The sequence below is a fragment of the Nitrospirota bacterium genome, assembly GCA_040757335.1.
Lineage (GTDB): Bacteria > Nitrospirota > Nitrospiria > 2-01-FULL-66-17 > 2-01-FULL-66-17 > JBFLXB01.
In genome coordinates this window covers 1-20,049 of record JBFLXB010000046.1, presented here as the reverse complement: position 1 = coordinate 20,049, position 20,049 = coordinate 1, and the positions used below count along the sequence as shown (strand labels likewise).

Here is a 20,049-nt window from a genome sequence, read left to right as displayed (position 1 = left end):
CCCAAAGCGCACCTTCGGATAGAGCGGTGAGGCCTCCGGGCGAGCGTGGCGCATGCGATCCTCCGGATTATGCGTGGGAATCAGCCGCGCCATCTTACCTCATCGCGGGCCTACTGCGGAATCCGGGATGAGGGGCGCGGTGCTCAATGGCCAATTTGGCAGCCACAGGTGGTGTCCTGGCGAATTCGTAATTGCGCCAAAACCCTGATTGACGAGTCGTCGTCTTGCCATTCTTCGTGGGAGCTGGTACGGTCGCTCTCCCAGGAGAGACCTCGTGCTGCTCCTCGTGCAAGTGCTGACCACCCTCATTCGGTTACTCCGACCGGGTGGAGTCAGGGCGATCATCGCGGAAACCCTCCTGCTCAAGCATCAGATGTTGATTAGCAACCGCGTACGCCAGCGGGCGCCGAACTTCAGTTCGTTGGACCGCGTGTTGCGTGGATTATGCACTCTGTGCATCACCCGCGGTTTGCGGAGGGAATCACCGATTCATTTTCGAAGGTTCGGTTGGCTGAGCGTGCTGCTCGTCCTCGCCGCGGCAACGCCTCCCTTTGCCTTAGCCGCAACCGTTCCCTCGTGGGATTTTCTCGACGCACGAGTTCCTTCTTGGCAGGCGGCGGGCGATGTCGGGGCTCAGCGCCCCGCGATTGCGGCAGTCGCGCCAGGGGCGCGTGACTTCACGCACCGTGAGGCATATCGGAACCGGCCACTGAGTCTGGCGGACCACGCCCGCAATCGCACGAAGTCCGCGGTGCGGGCGAAGGTCGAGCATACCATCGGCGTGATTAAGCGGATCTTCGGGTTCCGCAAGTCCGCTATCGGGGCCTGGCGAAGAATGGGCATCGGCTCTGGGTGACCTGTGCGTTGGCCAAATTGTACCTGGCTCGGCGCACGGTGCTTCAAACCGTGTAGGGCGAGGAGGCAGGCGCTCGGCGGCCGCCTCCCTCTTGCGCCGGATTTTGGTGCCAGGTTGGTGCCAAGTTGCTCCTTCCATACCCCGCTACGACTTGATTTAATCAATATAAATCATTATGATTAAGAAACTGATCCTACAAAGGAGGGTGTGATGACGACTAAGGTGTTAACCGCTCATGTGCCGTTGCCGCTGGCGAAGAAAGTCGATCAGATGGCCGCTCGCCTCGAGCGCTCACGGGGCTGGATTGTGAAGCAGGCGTTATCCGCGTGGATTGCGCAGGAAGAAGAACGGCGGCAGCTGACGTTAGACGCCCTGGCGGACGTCGACGCCGGCCACGTCATCGACCACCAGGCCGTTCAAGCCTGGGCGGATAGCCTCGACACGAAGCAGCCGCTGCCCGCGCCGCGGTGATGGAGCTCAAATGGACGAGCAAGGCACTCTCGGATTTGGTGCGGTTGTACGAATTTCTCGTCCCCGTCAACCGGCAGGCGGCCGCACGCACTGTGCAAGCGCTGACCGCAGCACCGGCCCGCCTTTTGGACCATCCGCGCATCGGTGAACAACTGGACGAGTTTACGCCGCGCGAGGTGCGCCGCATTTTGGTCGGGCACTATGAACTGCGCTACGAGATTCAGGAGTCCACCGTCTATGTTTTGCGGCTCTGGCATACGCGAGAAGACCGATAGGCCCTCCGTGCCTGATCGATCGAAGCAGTCCTTACGGGCACTGTCCACCCGCCGTGGCAGACCACCCCGACTCAGCAAAGTGATTCAGGTCGAGGAAGAGCGCCCCAAATCCTGTTTGTCCTGCGGAGCCACCATAGTATACAAGAACGGGCGTTACAAACAGACGACCTACGACCTGCGATTTTCTGGAAACGGCATTCGACGCTGGGTCGTCCAATATCGGCGACCTGTGTGGGCAGTCCATCAACCAGATAAAGTCGCAAACCTCCGGGTACTACCACCAAACCTATCACGCGATCCTTGATGTTGCCTACGGTTACGGCGAAACACGCGAAGCGAGAATCGTACAGGAGGTGCTGAGCAATTTCCGTGTGAATTTCCTCGATTTCTTACGGCTGGGCGATTTGGACCTTTACGGCTTTGCGTCGAGGCGTGGCAAAAAATCACCGGCACACTTCGGTGCGCCGCGATGAGTCTGCGTTTGCACCGTATGCCCATTACTGGACTTGTCTTTTCGCGATAACATCCTTACAATCCTTCCCCGCAACACTGGGCACACAAACACGGATTCCGGTTGAAACAGCGCGCGTTCATCCGCTATTTTGATATGGAGAATCGAGCCCGAGTTTCATTTCAGGTCGAGGGAGGGAAAATACGGCGGTTCGTGGTCCAATACGAAACGTTCAAGGATGCTGCATGGCGTCCGATCATTCGCTACGACACCGCGCACGGGTTTGCCCATGCGGATCTGTTTCACCCAAAGGGAAAACCGACGAAGATCCCTTTGCCGGAGGTCGACTTTAACGAAGCGCTCACTCTCGCGCAGGAAGACATCAACCGGAACTGGGAGCGGATATTTAACGCGGTACCAAGGGGAGAAAAAAGCGTGAAAAGGGTATCGAAGACCTTTTATAAAAATCTCATGATCGGGGCAGAGTTCGATAAATATCTGATCGAGCATCCGAGGTTTGCGGAGAGCATTCCAGATGGCGCGCTGGTCGTGCTCCTTCCCCAAGACGATGCCGCATTGTGCAGAGAAAACCTGCGAATCGCCAAGGCCCGCGCGGAAGAGGGACAACCCGTGGTCTACGTCACGATCAAGAAACTCGCTCCAGCCCCGCGCTCTCGCATCATCGCTCCCCAGATCGAATACGCCAAGACCGGGTAGTCCTCGCCGCGACTGCGGACCTGGCTGGCGATTCCTAATTAGCAACAGAACGCCGTTCACCCGGGTGCTCCTAGCCGGTGTACCGGCACGTTTCCTGGGTCACCTCACTAATGGACTTCCCTGAGGATGGTGCCAAGCGTGGTGCCAAACTACGCTGAGTCCACCAGACCAGCCTGACCGATCATTCGGGCGGACCCCTTGCTTTTGTTGGGGATTCGTCGGGATCGGTCGGCTTGGTCTGGTCTGAAGTTTGTTCGTAATCAGCAGGTCGTCGGTTCATCCCGACCGCCGGCTCCACGATCAAGGCCTCTGGAGGCGCCAAAGCCACCCTTTGAGGAGTTTTCGCTTGACACCGTTCGTGCGCCTCCGGTAACGTACCCGCTACAGTAGCCTTCCCTCTGGCTGCTGTAGCTCCTTTCTGTAATTCCTCTGTCTCGTCCACCATGGGTTCTTCGATGGACGCATCAGGGCGGTATCACACGCCGGCTGAGCTCGACCCTGTTCACCCGATAGACGCCCGGCGCTCCCCGGTTCCGGGCGCGAGCAGTCCGGCGCCGGTCGGCTGCAAGGCCACCAGACTGACCCGGCAGTATGTGGTCCTTCTCTCCCTCGTCTGTATCCTGCTGGTTCTAGCGTGCCGTAACACCCCAAAAGGGGCGAACGATTACTCGCACCCTACGGCCCATTCCCCGGTTGACCCATCTGCGTCTGATAAAGAACTCACGGAGTACCAATCGGCAGTCAATCAGCTCCTCTCGGCCACTCCGCAGTCTTCACCGTTCAGGGTGGAAGTCTGGACCGACAAGAGGGTGTATGAGATCGGGGATACGATGACCTTCTTTTACCGTGCCAACCGGGACGTGCACATCACCTTGATCGACGTGGGAACAAGCGGTCGGATGCAGATCGTCTTTCCCAACAAGTCCTCATCGGACCAACTCGTTGCCGGTGGTCGTGTTCACATGGTACCTGAGGAAGATGCCGGTTTCACCATCCATGTACAGGGTCCGCCTGGAGTGGAACGAATCAAGGTGATCGCCACCGAGAGGCCATTCTCCGTTTGGGGTGAAGGGGTGGCTCGGAGCGCGCACATATTCGCGCAGCTTGATACTCGAAGTGCGCAGGACATCGAACTCGTCACCAAGAGGCTGGCAGACGAGCTCTGGGCACACGCTTACACGGAAATAGAGATCGTTCCACGGAGAGCAGACAAGGACGGATCGGAGCGCGCGAGAGAGATCAAGCCCAAACCCCCTGAAAAACCGGTGGACATTATCGGCGTCCCCGGGGTCAAGCTCGACGAACCTGCGGACCAGGAAACCGGTATGTCGGTGGTGCCGATACCCGATGCTGAGAGAGAATCCGAGGCCGGCCCTCAAGAACATGGTACACCGTAGAACTGGTGTATATGTCTGTGGCATTGCGCTCCTTTGTGCCCTCGGCGTCGCCACGTTCGCCGCTGACAACGGGCTGTTCTCGGAGTTCGAGAATCGAGTGGTGGACAACTTCTTCAAGTTCAGATCGACGCTGCCGACCTCGTCGGACATTGTTCTGGTGGACATCGATGACCAAAGCATCGAGAAGCTCGGACGATGGCCCTGGGATCGGACCTATCACGCCAGGATGATCCGAATTCTCTCCCAAGCCGGAGCGGCGGTTATCGGATACGACGTCCTCTTCAACCAATCCGCCACCGAGGAGGAAGATCGGGCCCTTTCGGAGGTCCTGCGCGAGGCGCGCAACGTCGTGCTGCCGACCGGCTATGAACTCGAGAGCGGGGGTGCGATGATGTCCGTGACCCGGGAGGTCGGGCCTCTCCCTGAGATCCGTCGGGCCGCCGCGGGAATCGGACACATCTCGGCAAACAGAGATCCGGATGGGATCATCCGAAGGGTTCCCTTGCTGGTGAGAACACAGGACCGGATTGTGCCGGCGTTTTCCCTTGCCTTGTTAACGGGGTTCTACCACGCTCGCCCTGAGGACCTAGTTCTTAACCCCTCAAATCACGTTGTGATTCAGGGAGGTTCTCCTGACGGCAATGGAAGGGATGAGGACAAGCGGATCAAGGTGGGCCGAGAAGCCATGCTCCTCGTCAACTTTGCCGGGACATGGCGCGAGACCTTCAATCACTATTCCTTTGCCGATATCCTAACGGCATGGGATACCCAGGAGGGACGCCAGCAACTGCCTCTGATCATGAAAGGCAAGATGTGCATCGTCTCGAATGCCGCAACTGGCTACGATCTCAAACCGGTTCCTCTCGAAAAGGACTTCCCGGGCGGAGGAATCCATGCAAACGCCCTGAACACCATCCTTACCGGCCAATACCTTTCGACCCTGGACGGTAGGGCAATGTTTGTCATCATTCTGGCTCTTTCATTGCTCGCCGCCGTTGCCGCCGTCGCGACCACTTGGTGGATCGGCGTGTTATCAATCGCCCTCCTCTGTGCGGTGTATCTCGGTCTGGCATTCTATTCCTTCACCGAGGGTGTCGTCCTGCAAACGCTCTCACCGCTTGTCGCGGGGTGCCTGTCGTATTCCTTCGTCCTGATCTATCAGAACCAACGCATCAAGTATCATGTGCGTCGCCTAACAGAGGAGAAAGGCGAACTCGGGGTGGCCCTCACGGCCGTCACCACGGCGCTCAGGGAGAAGGAAGACCTGCTGGACACTCGACAGGAGGAGCTCTCGAATCTCAGATACGATCTCGACGGCTTGCAGGGTCAGGAGAAAGGGAAACTTGAGCGGATTGAAGCGATGGAGAACCTCTTAAAGGAGGCTGCTCGCGAGAAGGAAGCACTGGTTGGGCAATTACGCACACTCGAAGAGAGAACGCGCGATGTGCTCGTCGAGGTGATTCCCAAACCGAAAACGACTGTTGAGGTGGAGCGGCTGCAAAAAGAGTTCGGAATCGTGACGCGGGATCGTAGCGTCCTCCAACGGTTGGAGCGAGCGAAGCGGACATTGGCCGTTAACAACCCGATCTTGATTCAAGGCGAGACAGGAACGGGTAAAGAGCTTTTTGCATGGGCCCTCCACAAGATGGGACCTCGTGCCAACAAAGCGTTCATCACGGTGAACATTCCGGGTATTCCGGACAATCTGATCGAAAGTGATCTCTTTGGTCATGTGAAGGGCTCGTTTACCACTGCCGTGTCGGATAGGAAGGGGAAATTCCAACTGGCGGATCAAGGGACCATCTTTCTCGATGAAATTGGCGAGATGAGACCGGAGCTTCAGGCGAAACTGCTTCGAGTGCTTGAGACCGGGGAGGTCGACCGAATCGGCGCAACGTCGCCGGACCGGGTGGATGTGGCGGTCATCGCAGCCACGAACCGTGACCTTCGTGTCGAGGTCGCGAACCGAAGATTCCGAGAAGACTTGTACTTCCGGCTCAACGCGACGACGCTGACGCTTCCGCCGCTACGAGAAAGGCCGGATGATATCGAAGTCCTGGCGGACTATTTCCTCAGGAGATCCGCCTTGGAGTCGGGGCGGCCTGTCACCGGGATTACGGCAAAGGCCATGCGGAGACTCAAGTCGTACCATTGGCGGGGGAATATTCGTGAGCTCAGAAACGTGATCCGAAAAGGGGTCGCGTTGGCTGAAGGTGACCGGATTACCGAAGACGACCTCGAATTGGAAGAGCCGGCCTCGACCACGCCCCCGGTGCAGGGACCCATCGGCGATGGATTCCTGGAGAGACTGGACGCCGGAGGAGTCCTGTCGGATCGGGATCTCCTTCTCAGTCTGCGAAAGAATGGCTTCGATATCGGCGAAGCCGCGGACCTTCTTGGCGTCGCTCGTAACACGGTTGGGTCGCGGCTAAAGGGAATCTGTTTCATGGTTCTTGCAGAGGCGGGTTTGGATTTCAAGCGGGCGGCTAGGATCGTCGCCGGAGAGGCTGGCTCGGTTGACGTCCTGGAAAGGAGAATCCAGGAATACTACGGCAACCTCATCAAGGTCGCTCATCAGTATCAGACTGGTGCCGACGCGACTGCAGAATTGCGACGTCGGGCGAAGAATCTGCCGCAGAAGTACTTCGAGGGGATGGATCGGTTGGTCAAGAACCACTTTGACAACAGGACTGGCAATGCGTAACACGGTCTATCTCCATGCGCCGGTAGGGCTTCGAAGCCTGATCGTGTTGATAGCGGTATCCTCGGTGCTGTCGTCGGCGTGTGGTCGCGCTGTCCGTGGTGAGCCGAGTCCGGGCACCTCGCAACCGGAAGGCCCCAGACCGATTTCGGCGGCTCCAGTAGCCGCGCCAACCGCGACGGCGCACTTCGAAGGTCCGATTCACTCAATGGCGTTGGACCAAAGCGGGCGCCGTCTGGCGCTAGGGAGTTCGGGTCGTGTCCTTGTGTGGGACGTTCTGAGCCAGACGACACTGGCTTCCTTTGAACAACTCAGGGGCGACGTGCTGGCCGTCGAGTTTAGCTCCGATGGCGGGTGGCTTGCTGCAGGTGCTTCTGACAGCGTTGCCTTGTGGGATGCTGACACGGGAGAGGTCGTGGTGATCCTCCGGGATCACGGGGGGCATGTGTCCTCGTTGGCAGTCAGCCCGGATGGACGTTGGGTAGCCTCTGGAACAAGGGGAGCGGATGCCGCAGTTTATCTCTGGGATGTCAAGGAAAGGCGCCTCGCTAAACGGTTGGCCTACGCGACCCCGTATTCAGATGTCATACGGGATATATCGTTTAGTGACGATGGACAGAGGCTGGCTGCGGTAGGGTTAGACCGGAGAATCCGCATATGGGAGCCTGGTCAAGCAGGGGACAAGCCGATTCACGTCCTCTTCGACCCCACGGTGACTCCGCTAGTACTCGCATTCAGCGCCGATGGTCAGACCCTGGTTTGCGGGACCGCGGAAGGCCGGATTGTCTTCTTCGAACTGAATCACAGCAAAGCCCCAAGGAACATCCCTGCTCATGAGGGAGAGGTCCTGGCGGTGGCGTCCGTTCACGATGGGGCGGCCCTGGTATCAGCGGGTAGAGATGGTGTCGTCAAGCTCTGGCACGTCGCGACGGGAGACCTGGTGGAGACGCGGCGAATCGACGGAGGGATGACCGTAGCGGCCCTGACCACGAGCGGATCGTTGGTGGCCTCCGCGTCGGCCTGGGAAGCCGCTGTCTACTCCGCGGAGAGCCTCGGTGCGACGCCGCCTGTCGTGACCATCATTGCTCCGACCGATCAGGAAGAGGTTTCAGGGCCGGTGGTTCGACTCATGGCGGAGGCTCTGGATGACGAAGGTGTGAAGGGGGTCATGATCGAGCTCAATGGCGCGCCGCTTCCAGACCCTGAGGGGCGCACTCGCGATCTGCGAATCGTGGAACGCCGAACGCAGGGGTCGGTGTTGGTGGATCGGAGCATCCGCCTCACGCCCGGGATGAACCAGATCACGGTCACGGCGACCGACACGAACGGGTTGTCGCGATCAGCAACGGTTGAAGTTCGGTATGTTGCCGAGCAGGGAGCGGTCTGGGCGGTGGTGATCGGCATCAGCCGGTACCAGAACGTGACCGGACTGCGATACGCGGATGCGGATGCCTCGGCCTTCTATGACTATCTCGTGGAACAGAATCAGGTGCCCCGGACCCAGGTCACGCTGTTGCTGAACGAAGACGCCACCCTTCAGCGGCTCAAAGATGTCCTGGGCGTCGAGCTGAAGCAGAAGGCCCGCAAACAGGATATGGTGATCATCTTCTATGCGGGTCACGGAGCGCCGGAGCCCGACCAAAGCAGTCTGGACGGCGACGGCCTCGAGAAATACCTGCTGCCCCACGATGCAGACCCACGGCGGTTGTATTCCACCGCGTTGCCCATGGCCGAGATCGCGAAGATCCTCTCCCGCTTCTCGGCCGAACGGGTGGTTGTCCTGCAGGACACCTGTTTCTCAGGGGCCACCGGGATCGGCAGCCGAACGATCCAGACCCAGGCGTTCCGCGCCTCGATCTCAGACACGTATCTCAATCGCCTGGCCCAAGCGAAGGGTCGAGTGATTCTGGCAGCCAGTGAGGCGAACGAAGTCAGCATCGAACGGGACGATCTCCGCCATGGCGTCTTCACCTATTACCTCTTGGAGGCCCTTCATCGCGGCGACGTGGATGGAGACGGCTTGATCACGACCAATGAGCTCTTTCGCTATATTTCGGAGAAGGTCCCCGAGGCGACGGGCCAGAACCAGCACCCGGTGAAAAAGGGTGTCGAGATCCGGGAGATCGTCTTGGGTCGCGTTCAAAGCGGACCATAACCGGATGCGTGTCCTGCTCAGCCTCTATCTTGCGCTGTCGATCGGCGGAGTCCCCGGGACCGTCTCCCGAGCGTTGGCGGCGGTGCCGGATGCGACGGCGCCGGTGGTTCGGCACACTCCTCCTGCGTTGCCGCTTTTGGGGACGACGATGGCGATTCAGGCTGTGGTCGAAGGCGGAACCCGTCTCGCGGTGGTTCGCTGTTGGTATCGCGCGCGAGGCGCGGCGAAGTACGACAGTGCCGAAATGACGAGGTTGAGCGGGAATACCTTTGGGTGTGAGCTCAAGGTCTCTGAAGCATTCGCGAAGGGGATCGAGTACTTCGTTGAGGCCGTCGACGAGTCCGGCGCCTCAGGGACAGACGGAACCAAAGCCAGACCGTACTATGTGACCGTTCGCGAGCGCCCGACCGTCGAGTCGCTTGCTCTGCGCACGACAGGAGAAACCCAGAAGCCAGAGCGCTCGATATGGAAGAATCCATGGCTCTGGCTGGGCGCGGCACTTGCCGTGGCCGGCGGGATCGCCATCGCCAACGGCGGCGGGAAAGACACTAGTGACACGGGCACTATCGTCGCGCAATAAGATGGGGTTAGTCCCTTATCAGGCAGAGATCAAGCGCTTCGTTCTTATACTTGGGACCGTTCTGGTGGTGGGTTGCGCCTCTGAAGAAGGTTCTCAGAGTACGCTGACCATCCGGTCGTCATCGTTCCCTGAGATCCAGGCGATGCTGTCCGCGGTCTCAGCCTCTCTTGAGGTGGGGGGGAGGACGTGTCTACTTGCGGTGGATTCGGATCAAACCCTGGATGGTCGCTGCACCGATATTCCGCTGGGGACCCATTCGTACTCGCTCAAGTATCTCCGACCGGATCTGGGCGTGGTCATCGGGACGGTCGAGGGGAGCGTAGCCCTGGAACAAGGGAGGAGCACGCAAATCACCCTACCGCCTATTGTCAAGACTCAGGATGATGATCAAGACGGGTATTCCAACCTGGTCGAGGTGATGTTCGGGACGGATGCCAAAAGGGCCGTGTCGAGACCGAGCATCCCCGCATTCGGCGCTGTGGCCACTTACACTGTCGGGCCGCAGCCGAGCGACGTCGGCCTCGGTGAGTTCAACAATGACGGTGCCTTGGACGTGGTGACGACGAACTGGGCCTCGGATAGCGTTTCGGTGCTTCTCGGCAGCCCAGAAGGGACGCTCAACGCCGCCCTCCACGTGACAGTGGAGCCGACAGCTGCGGGCCCCCGTCATCCGAATGGCCTGGCCATCGGGGACCTCAACGGGGACTCCAACGCGGATTTGTTGGTGGTGAATTCCGGCGCGGACAGTGACTTTATCGGCGACCTCGCCGTGCTGCTGGGGCGCGGCGACGGGACGTTTCAGGAGGCAAGCTTCTATTCGGTCGGAGATCAGCCGGTGAGCATCGCGCTCGGAGACCTGAACGAAGACGGTGTTCAAGACGTGGTGACAGCCGATTTCGCGTCCGGTGACGTCGCCGTGCTCTTGGGCAACGGGAATGGAACCCTCCAGCCTGCGGTCGCGTATTCGACCGGAGCAGTCGGTGCCGTTGGTCTGGCGGACGTCGATAAGGACGGCCATCTCGACGTCGTGACCGCGTTGTTCGACGCTCAGTCGCTCGGCATTCTGCTTGGCAATGGCGACGGCACGTTCCAGCCCGTTGCCTCACAGCTTGTCGGGATCATGAGTTCACTGGCCCTGGGCGACTTCAACGGGGATTTGAACGTCGACGTGGCTGCCTCGATCATCTCCTCCCAGACGATCATCATCCTCTTGGGAAATGGCGACGGGACGTTTCAGGCCCCAGCCTTCTATCCCGCGTCGAGGAATGCGGGGAGGATTATCCTGAAGGACCTCGATAAGGACGGCCGCCTCGATCTGGTGACCCCCGGAGAAGATGGGGTCGTGGCGATCCTCTTGGGGGCGGGGAACGGCACGTTCCGATCTCCAGGGTTCTTCTCAATGGGGACGACGCTGAGCTCCGTGGTCTTGGGAGACATGAACGATGACGGAGACTTGGATCTGGTCTCCACGGATGAGACTTCCGGCACGGCCGCAGTCCTGCTAAGCACCCCGCCCGCTCCCTAAACATCCCATGCATTGATGCCGTTCCATGCATGGATCCCATGCATGGAACGGCGCCGATCACGGATCGGTCAAGGTCTCACCGCGACCTTCGCTGTGAGCCATCCCTGCTTGAAATTTTTCGGGTTTTCTGCGCAGAGCGCTCCACCAACCCGTCCCTGAAATCCGTGGGCACGCCCATTGCTCATGGCCTAGTGCGTGCGGCGATGAAGAAAGGGGACGGCAATGGCAGGCGACTCCGCGACGCTTCAGATTCTTGCGGTCCGGAAACCGGGTGGCCCGGAGCATCGCTACACCCTGATCGCTCCGTCGGACGTCGCCTTTGTCTTTCTGGGGTCTGTTCTGCATCGAGGACTCATTCCGGACAACGGAGTTCCCAGCCAGACCGTCCGCGCCGACCGACTCTATCTCCGCACCGCAAGGGGAGTCTACCTCGCTACGCATCGCTCGTTGAGGGACCTCTGCGGCCACGTGGATCCGGACGCGTTTCTCACGATTCACCGGGGGTTGGCCGTCAACATTCGAAAGGTGCGAGAGGTCGATTTTAAAGAAAAGCAAATCGGGATCATGAATGCCGACGGAACATTCAGCTGGCTCAATGTCAGCCGCCGGTACATCAAAGGCCTTCGCCGGAAGCTCTTGCTTCCCGTGAAGACGAGGACAAAGCCATGAAGATGCCGGATTGCGGCCCAATGAGCCGTTCGCGGCCGCAATCGTACCGGATGTCGTGTGGTGGATTGCAGGTCTCTCGGAGACTGTGCCACCCTACGTCATCCTCCACAAGTCCACATCATGACAGGAGGATCAGACATGCGCACTCACCTCACGACGATGATCGCAGTGATCGTACTGGTGGTTGGTGCTTTTCAGCTCGCGCCCTTTTCTTCACCGGCTTCGGCGGAGTGGCGTGACAATTCCGACCAGCTCCCGGGAATGGAGGACAGCTCGGATGCCATCGCCGGAGGAGCCGTGGTGGCGTTGGCGGTGGCGGCGGTGGTCGGCATCGTGTATGCGATCACGGCGTGGGGCAAGAAGCCGCACGCAGATACCGCAGCGTCGCAGCCTCCTGTGGACGACAACGCGGGATTGGCGGCCCTGCAGGATCTCAATACTGATCCGGGCTTGCCCCGAACCGGCCCAACGGACCGTCTGGTGGTCACCGGCCTGTCGGTCACGTTCTGAGCATCCCTGGCGGATCGCGATGGAGGACGCCGACATGAGACAACATGCCGTCAAGATAGCCATTTTCATGGGGATCGCGCTGTCCCATGTTTCCTGTGGTGTGAACGACGAGCTCCAAGCTGAAATCGATCAATGCCAAAGCGAGTGCGAGCAGCGAATGAATTCGCCACAGTGCCGAATCGGGGGCCCGAATATCTGTCTGTGCCATTGCACCCTCCGAGAAGCGTCGCTGGCCGTGGCAGGCGATGTTGAATCGGCGAACAGCATAGGGACTCCTTTGGAGCCGTCGTTTCTCAGCGCCGATGGAACCGCCTATGCCGGGTTGAGGACTCCGGTTCGACTCTCAGCAGTCAATGCCACGGAGATTGGCTCGGCGGTATGGAGCAGCGCCGCAACGGCCTATCGGGTCGCCACGCGCGAGGTGAACGCGGGAGGGGCATCAAACCATCCGCTCAATCTGAAACTGATCGATGGATCCGGTGGGACGGCGTATGTGCTGGAAGGCTATCGGGTAGTTCCAGCCGAGTTGCCGGGGGATACGGACCTGAGCCTCGTCAGCGGGAGACTCTACCATCCCACCCACGGGTACGTCGACCTCTCCACGATGGTCCCTCTGCATATCGAGGACCCGGACGGCTGGCCGTCTTCTGGGGCAATCGTGGCATCCTCAGAGGATCGCGAGGTTCTAATCCTGAGCGCCTTCTCGGACGCGGTGTACCAGGTCGTCTTGGAACAGGCACAACAATGAAGACGATTCCAGAAAACCCGTTGACTTTTGACTCTGGTTGTGTTTTAGCTAGCCCCCTCTTCAGGGCAAGAAGACACCCTCGGTTGGCCCCCCCAGCCTCTTCCAAGCCAACCGTTGCAGGCAACTGGTTTCAGACCATCAGCCCAATCCTTTGGGCAGTGCCTCATCTTTCTTTCGGGGCAGGTGGGGTTCTCAGGCACATCGGAGGTGGACTCATGAAGATCTATCGAGACCGTGTACTCGTATCCGCGAAGTTCCTTTCCGGCTGTCTCCTGACGGTTGCCCTCTTGGCCGGCTGCAGTAGCAGCGGCGGAGGAGACAGCGACTCCCAGCCCCCGACGAATCCGAACACCTCGCTTCAGGGCGCCGCGTTCGTTCCCGGGGGAGGTTCCTTGAAGGGGAGCCTGTTCAAGGCTTTGCCCGGCAACGGTCCGTTCGTGGGCGCGGGTGTCAAGGCCACGAGCCTCCGTAACGGCATCGCCTATCCGAAGGAAGGAGTTGCGCTCGTGGGCGTGGATGGTGGGTTCTCCATCTCCGATGTGCCGCGGGGCCAGGACTATCTCGTCATGGCCAAGAAGGGCAATATGGTCGTGATGAAACTGATCAAAGTCCCCGACAACGCACCCGCAACAATGAACGTCGGAGAAGTGGACGCGGCCAGCACGTCGGTCGCGCTGATGTTGGAGCGATTCATCAAGGAGGCGCTGAACCTCGGAGAGGACTTCGACCTCAGCCGGGGGAACAACGGCGTTGACCCTGGCAAGCTGGAAGAGGCCGTCACCCAGGCCGACCTTGCGGCGTTGGAACAGAAGGTCGTGGAGTTGGCGACGAAGGTCGAGGAATTGGGCGAGGACGTGGAGGCGCTCAAGAATGAACTGGAGGCCGGGACGGGCGCTGAGGACAGGATCGCGATCGTCAACGTCTATAACACCGTGGTCCAGATCCTGACGATTGCCGACGTCAATCTTAGCGATGATGCCGACGATGCACTCCATGACTGGCGGGATGACGGCGAGATCGGCGGGGCGAGCGTGGCCTGCACCCGGGTCACGGTCGATATCGACGATGACGGACACCCAGTTATCATCGTAGAGACCAAGGTGGTCGTCACACCGGTCGACCTCTTTGAGTTTCTGAGGAAGATCGCAAGACCGCAGACCACCATCACCGCGGCCCCTCCGAAGAACACCCCGTCGACGTCGGCGAGCTTTTCCTTTGTCTCCAGTCGGGCAGGCTCGACCTTCGAGTGTCAACTTGACGGCAGCGGCTTTACCAACTGCAGCAGCCCGAAGCTTTACGACGGGCTTTCGTTTGGTGAGCACACGTTCTGCGTGGTGGCGACCGATCAGAATGGCGTCAACGACCCCACGCCCGCGTGCTACGCCTGGACGATCTTCGACGACCGAGACGTCACGGATCCTGAAACCACGATTATTGGCGGTCCGCAGGATCCATCCGGTTCTCGCACCGCAACGTTTGCCTTTGTGTCGAACGAGTCCGGGTCGACCTTTGAATGCGAGCTGGACGGGAACGGGAACGCGTTCGTTGGTTGCACGAGTCCAAAGACCTACCCCGGTCTCGCGAATGGCCCCCACACCTTCAAGGTCAGGGCAACGGATCCGGCCGGCAACACCGACAAATCACCGGCAACTAGCTCATGGACGGTGGTCGTCGACGATGTTTTCCCGGAGACGACTATCACCGGCGGTCCCCCGAACCCGACCGATTCCATGGAAGCGACGTTCACTTTTGAATCGAATGAAGCGGGCTCCACGTTTCAGTGCAAACTAGATAATGGGACGGCTGTTGGCTGCACAAGTCCTGTAACCTATCACAATATCTCGGACGGCGACCATGTCTTTAGCGTGTTCGCCACGGATCCGGCGGGTAACCCCGATGCATCCCCTGCTGTGCGCACGTGGACCAAGGTGCAGGACATCACGCCCCCGGAGACGACGATTGAGAGCGGCCCTCCGAACCCGTCGAGTTCCACTTCGGCGACATTTACGTTTAGTTCAAATGAGCCGGGCTCGACGTTCCAGTGCGACCTGGACGGTGGCGGGTTTGTTGGATGCACGAGTCCAAAGACTTACGACGGGCTCTTGGAGGGCCCACACACATTCAGCGTGGTTGCCACCGACCGCGAGGGTAACGTCGATGCCTCGCCCGCCGTGTATTCCTTCACGATAGCTATACCGCCGCCCTGTTCGATCTTCTGCGAGGATTTTGAGAGCGGATTGGGTGATTGGTCTGACTCAAACGGAACTTGGCAGGTTGGACTTGCCACCTCGGGTCCCAACGAGTGTTTCAACCAATCTTCGGGTTGCGCGGCGACGATACTTGACGGGGACTATCCGGATACCAACAGCAACTTCGTGAGTCCGTCGATTACGCTGCCGGCGATCACGGCGACGGAAGAGCTCCATCTGCGGTTCTGGCATTGGTTCTCGTTTGCGCTGAACCCGGGTTGTTTCGGGTGTGATAACGACTATGGACGCATCTACATACAGGAACAGATCTCTCCAGGGGTGTGGAGCGCGGCGACACAGCTCTCGTCGTACGTGGGGACTTCCGGGAACGTGTGGACGCGGCCACTGGTGGATCTCTCCGCGTATGCCGGGAAGAAGGTGCGTCTCCTCTTCGGGTTGGTCAATGGAAACGGGGCGGGCGTCAGCTCCGGGTGGTATGTGGACGATGTCGCCATCGATGTCGTGCCGGCCAACAACATCGTGCCATTTGCGGAGGATTTTCAGGGTGGTCTTGGCAACTGGTGGGCAAACAACGGGACCTGGGAAGTCGGCGGTCCGCCCACCGCGGGGCCCGGGGAATGTCACAACGCCAGTACGACGTGTGCGGCCACGGTGCTGAATGGCAACTATCAGAATATCAACAGCAGTCTGGTGAGTCCGTCGATTACGCTGCCGGCGATCACGGCGACGGAAGAGCTCCATCTGCGGTTCTGGCATTGGTTCTCATTTGCGCTGAACCCGGGTTGTTTCGGGTGTGATAACGACTATGGACGCATCTACATACAGGAACAGATCTCTCCAGGGGTGTGGAGCGCGGCGACACAGCTCTCGTCGTACGTGGGGACTTCCGGGAACGTGTGGACGCGGCCACTGGTGGATCTCTCCGCGTATGCCGGGAAGAAGGTGCGTCTCCTCTTCGGGTTGGTCAATGGAAACGGGGCGGGCGTCAGCTCCGGGTGGTATGTGGACGATGTCGCCATCGATGTCGTGCCGGCCAACAACATCGTGCCATTTGCGGAGGATTTTCAGGGTGGTCTTGGCAACTGGTGGGCAAACAACGGGACCTGGGAAGTCGGCGGTCCGCCCACCGCGGGGCCCGGGGAATGTCACAACGCCAGTACGACGTGTGCGGCCACGGTGCTGAATGGCAACTATCAGAATATCAACAGCAGTCTGGTGAGTCCGTCGATTACGCTGCCGGCGATCACGGCGACGGAAGAGCTCCATCTGCGGTTCTGGCATTGGTTCTCGTTTGCGCTGAACCCGGGTTGTTTCGGGTGTGATAACGACTATGGACGCGTCTACATACAGGAACAGATCTCTCCAGGGGTGTGGAGCGCGGCGACACAGCTCTCGTCATACGTGGGGACTTCCGGGAACGTGTGGACGCGGCCACTGGTGGATCTCTCCGCGTATGCTGGGAAGAAGGTGCGTCTCCTCTTCGGGTTGGTCAATGGAAACGGGGCGGGCGTCAGCTCCGGGTGGTATGTCGACGATGTGGTGATCGAAAAGAATATACCCTAGAGATGTTCAAGGGGCGAGGGGCTGCTGCAGTCGGAGACGCGAACAACGTCAAGTCTGATACGGAGGGAGCCATGCGCGCGGTGATGAGACGAATGTGTAGCCGGGGATCCAGGATATCTGCGCTGGTAGTCCTGGCCAGCTTGCCGCTCATCATCGGTTGCAGTGACGGAGATGGCGATGGCGGCGGAATCACATACACCGGGCTGACAACGCCGGTCGTGATCGATGGAAGCAATGCCCAAGAAATCGCAGCCGGAGCATATACCGGCGGCAGCGTGGGCGGACCGCTCTCCGTTGTCGGAGTCGCTCAGGCTGGAGTCGGCGTGTCAACGCGCCAATCTCTTCCCCTCGCCCTGTCTCGATCGGTGAAACGCGCCGCTGGGGAATTGCGCGCCGGCTCGTCACCCGAACAGGTGGCCGCCGGTGCGGTGGTGACCGAAACGGACACGATAGACGGCGACTGCGGGGGACATCTCAATACGAGAGTCAACATGAATGATGCGACCGGAGAGTTTACCGGGAGCCTTAACTTCGACGCGTTTTGCGTAGACGGGGTGACGACTCGCGGAAGCGCCAGCGCGTCGGGTCAATTCGATTTCGCAACAGACGACATCGAGTTCCTGATGACCACCTCGAGCCTGAGAGTCGAGTTCGAGGGAGAGTCGTTCACCATGGCGGGTGCCGTCAACGCCGCATACAGCGGTTCGTCCTCAACGATCACGATGAACACCTTGATGAGGGACGATGGGACCGGCAAAGTCTTTCGGGCGGAGAACTACGAGGTTACGGTCACCGAAGGGTCATCGAGTGTGGAGGAGACCCTTTCGGGACGGTTCTATCACCCGGACTTCGGATACGTGGATCTGTCAACGCCAACCCCATTCGTGACTAATGTCAGCGACACCTACCCGTCATCGGGAGTCCTCATCGCGTCGGGCGACGGGCAGACCAAGGCGCGGTTGACCGCTCTCTCGTCGACCACGCTCCAAATCGAGGCGGATACGGACGGCAACGGTGACTACGACTATGACTCCGGAACGCTCAATTGGGCTGATCTGTGAGTCCTTGGGCCGCGCGCCGGGGCGGCGATGTCGACTGAAGATCGGCGGTATGTTGGTGGCGGGTGTTTCTGTTTTCGTAACGATCAGTGAGGTGACGTATGCGGCGTCTGAAGCTTCTTCCCCTGATTCTTGGAAGCGGGGTCATCCTGGGGGTCGCGTTCCTGCTGTATAGCGTCGTGCAGCAGATCGTGGCTGGGGGCGACGCAACGCAGGAACGACCGAGGTCCGGTCGGCCGGTGCACGTGTTTCGGATGGACGGCATTAACTACACCGCCCAGGACGGTGAGAACATCCGGCTACGTCTCAAGGCCGATCGGATCGAAGTGGCGAAGCGGAAGTTCGGCATGGTCTATCTCAATCCGCTGAAAGAGACCGTGCTCGAAAATCTCGATGTGGAGGTCCACCAACGCGAGGGCGAGCCGCCCGTGGTGGTGTCGGACGACATGGTTGTTCAGATTCTTCCGGCCGAGACCGTTGAGCAGTTCGGCGTCGTCACCCGCATTCGGATCGACGGGCTCACGGTGAAGGTGATCCGGGACGGACGCCCGGTTTCAACCGTTACCGCCCGTCAGGCCACGATCGATCCCAAGACGCGCATCACCGAGCTCACCGGCGGCGTTGAGGTGGCAACGGCCGATGGGCGGTCGATTCAGAGCCAAGCGAGCACGTGGGATCAATCCGCGGGCCTGTTTTCGATCAGCGGTCCGTATCTCCTGAGGAAGCCCGGGGGGATGGTGCAAGGCAGCCAGCCCCTGCGAGCTATGGCGATGCCGTTTTGAATCGGTCGTACTGATCAGTAGTGTCCGGTTAATTGTCGAACAAAATCAATTGATCCGTGGTCGGTGGTGGTTCGGATGGGGTTCGATCGGGCTGCAGGGCGCATGAAATCTCGGTTTTCTCGAAGACCGAGACCGACAAGATCTGTAGACAAGTGTAGAGCGACGCATCGAGATGCAGCTCCTTTTTGACGATGGCGATGAGCACGTAGGTGGCCACGGCACACCAGATCTGCGTCTTCACCGCGTGCTCGCTGGTCCCCAAGAAGCGCTTGATGCGCAGATGCGGCTTCACCCATTTGAAGAACAGCTCCACTTGCCAGCGGCTCTTGTAGAGCGCCGCGATCGTCAAGGCCGGCAAGGCCGTGTTGTTGGTCAGGAAGACCAGCGTCTTGCCCGACTCGGGATCTTTGAAGCGGATACGCCGCAGATGCTCCGGGTAGTGCTTGGCCGAGTAGTAGCCATTGAGCCGGACGCGCTGATCGCAGATCACGCCGCGGGTCCGGTCCGTGGAGGCCGAGTACACGCGCCGCGCATCCAGGCCTGCCTTGGCCCGGGTGACGAAGAACGCCCCAGCCTGATGCAGCGCGTACAACCGTTCGAAGTCCACATAGCCCCGATCCATCACGTAGAAGGCTCCCGCCTCCACGGGCAGGAGGTCCAGGACGTTCACATCGTGCAGCTTGCCGTCGCGGATGTGGATGAAGGCGGGAATGGCGCCGCGCAGATCCAGCAGCGTGTGCAGCTTGATGGCCGCCTTGGTGGAGCGAAACGGCGCCCAGTCGAACAGGCTCAAGCACAGATCGATGGTGGTGGAGTCCAGCGCGTAGACGCTCGCATCGAGATCCCGCACCGCCGGCTCGCGGGCATACAGCGCTCTGGCGCGGGCGATCAGCCGCTGCGCCAGGGCGTGGTAGATCCGCCAGTCTCGCCGATTCAGCGCATCGGCCAACGTCGAGCGAGCCGGCGGCACCTTCAGTCCCATGTGGAACAGCTTGGTCTGATTGGCCGCCAGGCAGGCCTCGATGTCGCGCAGCGACTCGCGCCACGTGAGTTGGGCAAACGCCATGACGCGAAACAACTCGGCGCAGCCCCGCGTGCGCACACCCGCATCGCCCTGGTGCCGCTCGATGAGGCGTCCGAAGGTCTTCCACGGCACGAACTCCATGACTTGCGCGAACAGCGTCTGGCCCACGTTCATGCGTCACTCCGGGTCGTGCAAACCCGCGAGCATCGCAAACACGCCATCCGAAATTCGGTTCATCCGGGAATTCCGTGGGTCACGGGGTAGAGGTCGAGGCCTCCGCAGTGGAAGTAGATGGCGGTCTTGAAGTGCTCGGGGTTGCGAAAGCCATACGCCCGTTTCTTGATGGTTTGGATCTTG

The 20,049-nt window shown here is 60.0% G+C and carries 16 protein-coding genes and 2 pseudogenes; 16 read left to right on the top strand and 2 right to left on the bottom strand.

Annotated elements, in window-relative coordinates:
* Positions 1 to 655 precede the first annotated feature (655 nt).
* The 12 genes and pseudogenes from AB1451_16235 (at position 656) to AB1451_16180 (ending at position 12,307) form a co-directional block, all read left to right on the top strand.
* A pseudogene (locus AB1451_16235) lies at positions 656 to 852 on the top strand (transposase).
* A gap of 214 nt (positions 853 to 1,066) precedes the next feature.
* Positions 1,067 to 1,327 carry a ribbon-helix-helix domain-containing protein gene (locus AB1451_16230; protein ID MEW6684444.1) on the top strand — a complete coding sequence of 87 codons (261 nt, stop codon included), beginning with the start codon at positions 1,067 to 1,069 and terminating at the stop codon, positions 1,325 to 1,327.
* On the top strand, positions 1,327 to 1,602 hold the full coding sequence (locus AB1451_16225; GenBank protein ID MEW6684443.1) for a type II toxin-antitoxin system RelE/ParE family toxin: 276 nt from the start codon (positions 1,327 to 1,329) through the stop codon (positions 1,600 to 1,602). Before AB1451_16230 ends, AB1451_16225 begins: the two co-directional genes overlap by 1 nt.
* A gap of 574 nt (positions 1,603 to 2,176) precedes the next feature.
* A complete protein-coding gene (locus tag AB1451_16220; GenBank protein ID MEW6684442.1) occupies positions 2,177 to 2,770 on the top strand; it encodes a DUF5647 family protein in 594 nt (197 codons plus the stop codon).
* Positions 2,771 to 3,579: 809 nt separating this feature from the next.
* Positions 3,580 to 4,167, top strand: coding sequence for a DUF4384 domain-containing protein (locus tag AB1451_16215; protein MEW6684441.1), 588 nt, complete (start codon positions 3,580 to 3,582; stop codon positions 4,165 to 4,167).
* A complete protein-coding gene (locus AB1451_16210) occupies positions 4,118 to 6,871 on the top strand; it encodes a sigma 54-interacting transcriptional regulator (GenBank protein MEW6684440.1) in 2,754 nt (917 codons plus the stop codon). Before AB1451_16215 ends, AB1451_16210 begins: the two co-directional genes overlap by 50 nt.
* Positions 6,864 to 7,517: pseudogene (locus AB1451_16205) on the top strand (hypothetical protein). The gene AB1451_16210 and the pseudogene AB1451_16205 overlap by 8 nt, the downstream one beginning before the upstream one ends.
* A 63-nt stretch (positions 7,518 to 7,580) precedes the next feature.
* Positions 7,581 to 9,023: a caspase family protein gene (locus AB1451_16200; GenBank protein ID MEW6684439.1), complete on the top strand. Its 1,443-nt coding sequence runs from the start codon at positions 7,581 to 7,583 to the stop codon at positions 9,021 to 9,023.
* A 4-nt stretch (positions 9,024 to 9,027) separates the two neighbouring features.
* Positions 9,028 to 9,603 (top strand): hypothetical protein, encoded by a 576-nt coding sequence (locus tag AB1451_16195; GenBank protein MEW6684438.1) that lies wholly within the window; start codon positions 9,028 to 9,030, stop codon positions 9,601 to 9,603.
* Between the two features lies 1 nt (position 9,604).
* Positions 9,605 to 11,128 carry a VCBS repeat-containing protein gene (locus tag AB1451_16190; protein ID MEW6684437.1) on the top strand — a complete coding sequence of 508 codons (1,524 nt, stop codon included), beginning with the start codon at positions 9,605 to 9,607 and terminating at the stop codon, positions 11,126 to 11,128.
* A 222-nt stretch (positions 11,129 to 11,350) separates the two neighbouring features.
* Complete coding sequence (locus AB1451_16185; protein MEW6684436.1) at positions 11,351 to 11,797, top strand: LytTR family DNA-binding domain-containing protein; 447 nt, start codon at positions 11,351 to 11,353, stop codon at positions 11,795 to 11,797.
* Positions 11,798 to 11,935: 138 nt separating this feature from the next.
* Positions 11,936 to 12,307, top strand: coding sequence for a hypothetical protein (locus AB1451_16180; GenBank protein ID MEW6684435.1), 372 nt, complete (start codon positions 11,936 to 11,938; stop codon positions 12,305 to 12,307).
* On the opposite strand, the gene AB1451_16175 is transcribed toward AB1451_16180, so the two are convergent.
* Entirely contained in the window at positions 12,297 to 12,515 is a 219-nt protein-coding gene (locus tag AB1451_16175) for a hypothetical protein (GenBank protein ID MEW6684434.1), read from the bottom strand. The genes AB1451_16180 and AB1451_16175 overlap by 11 nt on opposite strands.
* 27 nt (positions 12,516 to 12,542) lie before the next feature.
* On the opposite strand from AB1451_16175, the gene AB1451_16170 reads away from it, so the two are divergent.
* The 4 genes from AB1451_16170 (at position 12,543) to lptC (ending at position 18,668) form a co-directional block, all read left to right on the top strand.
* Positions 12,543 to 13,055, top strand: coding sequence for a hypothetical protein (locus tag AB1451_16170; GenBank protein MEW6684433.1), 513 nt, complete (start codon positions 12,543 to 12,545; stop codon positions 13,053 to 13,055).
* Between the two features lie 215 nt (positions 13,056 to 13,270).
* The gene (locus AB1451_16165; protein ID MEW6684432.1) at positions 13,271 to 16,828 is read left to right on the top strand and encodes a choice-of-anchor J domain-containing protein; all 3,558 of its coding nucleotides are present in this window, start codon (positions 13,271 to 13,273) and stop codon (positions 16,826 to 16,828) included.
* 71 nt (positions 16,829 to 16,899) lie between these two features.
* A complete protein-coding gene (locus AB1451_16160) occupies positions 16,900 to 17,889 on the top strand; it encodes a hypothetical protein (GenBank protein MEW6684431.1) in 990 nt (329 codons plus the stop codon).
* Between the two features lie 98 nt (positions 17,890 to 17,987).
* Complete coding sequence (gene lptC, locus AB1451_16155) at positions 17,988 to 18,668, top strand: LPS export ABC transporter periplasmic protein LptC (GenBank protein ID MEW6684430.1); 681 nt, start codon at positions 17,988 to 17,990, stop codon at positions 18,666 to 18,668.
* 28 nt (positions 18,669 to 18,696) lie between these two features.
* Here the strand turns inward: lptC and AB1451_16150 are convergent, their stop codons facing one another.
* Complete coding sequence (locus AB1451_16150) at positions 18,697 to 19,866, bottom strand: IS4 family transposase (GenBank protein ID MEW6684429.1); 1,170 nt, start codon at positions 19,864 to 19,866, stop codon at positions 18,697 to 18,699.
* Positions 19,867 to 20,049: the final 183 nt, after the last annotated feature.

Excerpts from the sequence above, each read along its gene's own strand:
- AB1451_16230 (MEW6684444.1), top strand. The coding sequence starts at position 1,067 with ATGACGACTAAGGTGTTAACCGCTCATGTGCCGTTGCCGCTGGCGAAG.
- AB1451_16225 (MEW6684443.1), top strand. The coding sequence starts at position 1,327 with ATGGAGCTCAAATGGACGAGCAAGGCACTCTCGGATTTGGTGCGGTTG.
- AB1451_16210 (MEW6684440.1), top strand. The coding sequence starts at position 4,118 with ATGCTGAGAGAGAATCCGAGGCCGGCCCTCAAGAACATGGTACACCGT.
- AB1451_16195 (MEW6684438.1), top strand. The coding sequence starts at position 9,028 with ATGCGTGTCCTGCTCAGCCTCTATCTTGCGCTGTCGATCGGCGGAGTC.
- AB1451_16190 (MEW6684437.1), top strand. The coding sequence starts at position 9,605 with ATGGGGTTAGTCCCTTATCAGGCAGAGATCAAGCGCTTCGTTCTTATA.
- AB1451_16185 (MEW6684436.1), top strand. The coding sequence starts at position 11,351 with ATGGCAGGCGACTCCGCGACGCTTCAGATTCTTGCGGTCCGGAAACCG.
- AB1451_16180 (MEW6684435.1), top strand. The coding sequence starts at position 11,936 with ATGCGCACTCACCTCACGACGATGATCGCAGTGATCGTACTGGTGGTT.
- AB1451_16175 (MEW6684434.1), bottom strand. The coding sequence starts at position 12,515 with ATGGCACAGACAGATATTCGGGCCCCCGATTCGGCACTGTGGCGAATT.
- AB1451_16165 (MEW6684432.1), top strand. The coding sequence starts at position 13,271 with ATGAAGATCTATCGAGACCGTGTACTCGTATCCGCGAAGTTCCTTTCC.
- AB1451_16160 (MEW6684431.1), top strand. The coding sequence starts at position 16,900 with ATGCGCGCGGTGATGAGACGAATGTGTAGCCGGGGATCCAGGATATCT.
- lptC (MEW6684430.1), top strand. The coding sequence starts at position 17,988 with ATGCGGCGTCTGAAGCTTCTTCCCCTGATTCTTGGAAGCGGGGTCATC.
- AB1451_16150 (MEW6684429.1), bottom strand. The coding sequence starts at position 19,866 with ATGAACGTGGGCCAGACGCTGTTCGCGCAAGTCATGGAGTTCGTGCCG.